3 protein-coding genes are annotated in these 3,322 nt (G+C 34.7%); all 3 read right to left on the bottom strand.

The window, feature by feature from the left end:
* Positions 1–79: 79 nt before the first annotated feature.
* From ACFY36_RS51865 to ACFY36_RS51855, 3 genes are read right to left on the bottom strand one after another with little or no spacing between them, the layout of a single operon-like run.
* Complete coding sequence (locus ACFY36_RS51865; RefSeq protein ID WP_193017583.1) at positions 80–1,330, bottom strand: restriction endonuclease subunit S; 1,251 nt, start codon at positions 1,328–1,330, stop codon at positions 80–82.
* Complete coding sequence (locus tag ACFY36_RS51860) at positions 1,318–1,950, bottom strand: hypothetical protein (protein WP_014017389.1); 633 nt, start codon at positions 1,948–1,950, stop codon at positions 1,318–1,320. The genes ACFY36_RS51865 and ACFY36_RS51860 overlap by 13 nt, the downstream gene beginning before the upstream one ends.
* Positions 1,943–3,142: a RepB family plasmid replication initiator protein gene (locus tag ACFY36_RS51855; protein ID WP_063283645.1), complete on the bottom strand. Its 1,200-nt coding sequence runs from the start codon at positions 3,140–3,142 to the stop codon at positions 1,943–1,945. The genes ACFY36_RS51860 and ACFY36_RS51855 overlap by 8 nt, the downstream gene beginning before the upstream one ends.
* Between the last annotated feature and the right edge of the window lie 180 nt (positions 3,143–3,322).

Genomic DNA, 3,322 nt, shown 5'->3' with positions numbered 1-3,322 from the left:
CAGCCCCTATAATTATATCTTGTAAGTATAAGGGCTGTTTTTGGTTAATTTCTTAGGGGTTATTATCTAATTATAGACCCTAAACGAACATCTTTTGTAGAAATCCTTTTTTCTGCTCTTTGAGAAGATCTAGCTTACGCTGATGAAGAGCGATAGTGTCATCTAACTGTTTAAAGAAAGAGCCTATTTTTTGTTGTTCTTCAATCTTAGGTAGCTCTAGATTTAGATTAGAAACTGCAGGATAGTTAACATATATTTGCGTTCCCCCCTGAACAATTCGTTTAACTTTTTCTCTAAAAGGACCATTAAGTATGGTATATGCAAAATTAGAATCAAAGTTTTCTTTCGGAGAAATAATTTCAGTTCGTTGATTGATAACATATTCGTTATCTTTTTCTACCAGTAAAGTTCTTCCAATAATTGTTCCATTAGCAGTTTTATCATTTAGCACCATGGTGAGCTCTCCAGAATTAACAACTCGTCCATCTGTAATTTCATTTGATATTGCGCGAATATTTTGATCAACGTATTGGCTATTTAATCCATAGCTACCAATTGAAATAACTTTGTATACACCATATTTGTCAAAATACTTTTCAATAGCTGTTCCGCCTCTGTGATTAGCTACGTCAGATAACTTACGCTCTTCCCAATCGTCAGCAAACCCCGCAAATCGCAATTCAGGAACTTTGGCACCATTTTTAGGGAACATCTTTTGTAAAAAGCCTTTTTTCTGTTCTTTCAACAAATCTAACTTACGTTGATGAAGAGCGATAGTATCGTCTAACTGTTTAAAGAATGACCCGATTTTTTGTTGTTCTGAAAGTTCAGGTACCATAATCGACATTTTCGACATTTGCTTACCTGAAACCTCAACAAAAGTAGATCCTGCACCGGTGACTTCCCCATATCGCTTGAGCTCATTAGTTCTTGAAAAAATAAAATAACTATCAAGTTTATTTTGATCAGGAACAATTGATTGAAACCCTTGATTAGTTGTAGCTTCTTTGGCTAATATAGCGGTGTTTCCGATACCAGCACGAGAAGTAAATAAGACGGTTCCTACTGGTAAAATTCGAGCTGAACTCTTCTTTAGACCTAGTTCAGTAATAGTCTTTTTACTTTTACTAACATAACTTTGTTCTCCAATTTCAGCTGGTGCATACCAATCAATATCACCGTCCCAGTATTCAGGGTTCGATGTACTTGGTGTTCCACCACCAACAATATTAGATAATTCTCCTAACTTACGCTCTTCCCAATCATCCGTAAATCCCGGAAACCTTAATTCTGGAACTTTCTTTTTAACTGAATCATCTATTTTCGCCATAGTCCCCACCATTTTCTTGGTTTTTCTTGTTCTTCTATCCTTTTTTGATCTTTGATTTGTTCCTGCAAATTTTCCAACTTCTCTTTAAGAGCGTTCACTTCATCTTTATATTGATTGTCTAAGTGTTTGAATTCTGTTTCCTGTGAGGGCATTTTGAGAGCTTTTAAGCTGTCATTTTCTGCTTTGTATTCTTCTAACAACTTTTTATCTTGTAAGGCTAGTCGTTGTTGCTGATCTAAAAGATTTTGAGTTTGTTTTTGTACGTCTACTAAACTTTTTATCTGTTCGTCTTTAACAGATATTTGATTATCTTTATTCTTTATTTGCTCTTTTAGATAATTGATTCGTTCATTTTTTTCATCAATTAAACTTGTATTTACGGTGTCTAATTTGGTATCTAAATACTGTCTATTTTGGACACCAACACTATCTAATTTAGTTTTAGGGACATATCCAATATTCCCTTTAATCACTTTTATAGCAGCGTTGTTAAGATAGATAGTACCGTCTAATCTCTGTATCAAATTACTATCTAATTTAGATACTTGATAATGAATTTTCTTTTTTGATACACCCAACTCATCCGCAAGCTCTTTGATCGTTTTTAGATTCTCACTCATGGCTTGCTCCTTTACCTCGAACACTTGCACGTTCTGGTTGGTCAAGGTCTTGTAATTTCACAGTTGGCAAATACTGATCAACTGCCTTTTTAAGATACTTTGCAACGTTCCCTTTTGAATAAGGTTCTTGCTTCTCACGAACGTATGAGAGGTGCTTTTTGACCCCCTCAAGTCCTCGTAATGTTTTGAGTTCGTCATACTTTGGATAAACATTTTTTTGCAAGCCAGCCATAAGTGATGTATCTGTCATTTCATAAGGCGATAAAAGGAAATTTTCAAGCAATAACCTTGTATATCTACTTTCTAACGCTTTACCTGCAAGTGTTTGGTTTGATAATTCTTTTTCGGCTTTCGCTTCCTTGTAGGTCTTGTCCTCTAGCTTATAACTGTTATCGTCTGCTCGACGTTTTTTCGTGATATGAAAGACAATAGAATCAATGCTTTTACCTTTTTTCACTTTCTCATAGGCAATATTAAATGAGGTCCGATCATTGATTTCTTCAAGGGGTTTATCTAAAACTTTCTTGCTAAAGTTAGTGAATAATTTGTATTCATTGACCGTGTCCGTCATTTCTCGTAATTCTCGCATGGAAATTGAAGGATTGCGGTAGGCTTCCACTTGTTCTTCTCGGCGCCCGCCCTTGTAACTATAATGCTCGTACTGGTTATAATTCATAGATAACCAGCGATACAAGATAATGGAATACTTGCTATTGAGTTCTGCAAGATCAGACAAAGCGTGTTGCGTGAAATTTTGTTTTAAATTGATTAAATACGGCATAATTTCAGGACTAAATCGGATCGTTACCTCATCATGATAATCCGTCCACTTAACATAGGGAATCGGCACAATATTTTCAAATTCAAATCCATGTTCTTTTTTTTCTTTAATTTTGAAAAAGGCTTGTTTCTGCATATTCTCGACTGCCTGTTTAAAACGTGTGTGTTTATTGCTGTCGTCCACTTTAAAAAAGGCAAACAGTTCTGCTTTTGACAAATAAACCGTATGATCTTTTGGTGGTTCTTCTGTATCAATGCACGATACGGCTAATTCAAACATTTTCAGTGGGGTTTTATCCATTTTGGCAATAGATGTGATTAAAGAATTATGCTCGACCACTTTACGTTTTGATAATTCGTTCAAGATTTGCACCTGCTTCTGATTTTGTTCATTTTTTGGTATACTAGTCATAGAAAACTGCTCCTTTGTGAGTGATTTTAGATAGGCATGAAGAAAATCTGACCAAAGAATTGTTCTTCATGCTTTTATTATACCACAACATAAGTACTTACCTAACAAAAAAGTACTTATGTACATAGTTTTTTGTACTTATGTACATAGTTTTTTGTACTTATGTACATAGTTTTTTGT

Source organism: Actinoplanes sp. NPDC000266 (genome assembly GCF_042899005.1).
Lineage (GTDB): Bacteria > Actinomycetota > Actinomycetes > Mycobacteriales > Micromonosporaceae > Actinoplanes.
This window is presented reverse-complemented; position numbering and strand designations above follow the sequence as displayed.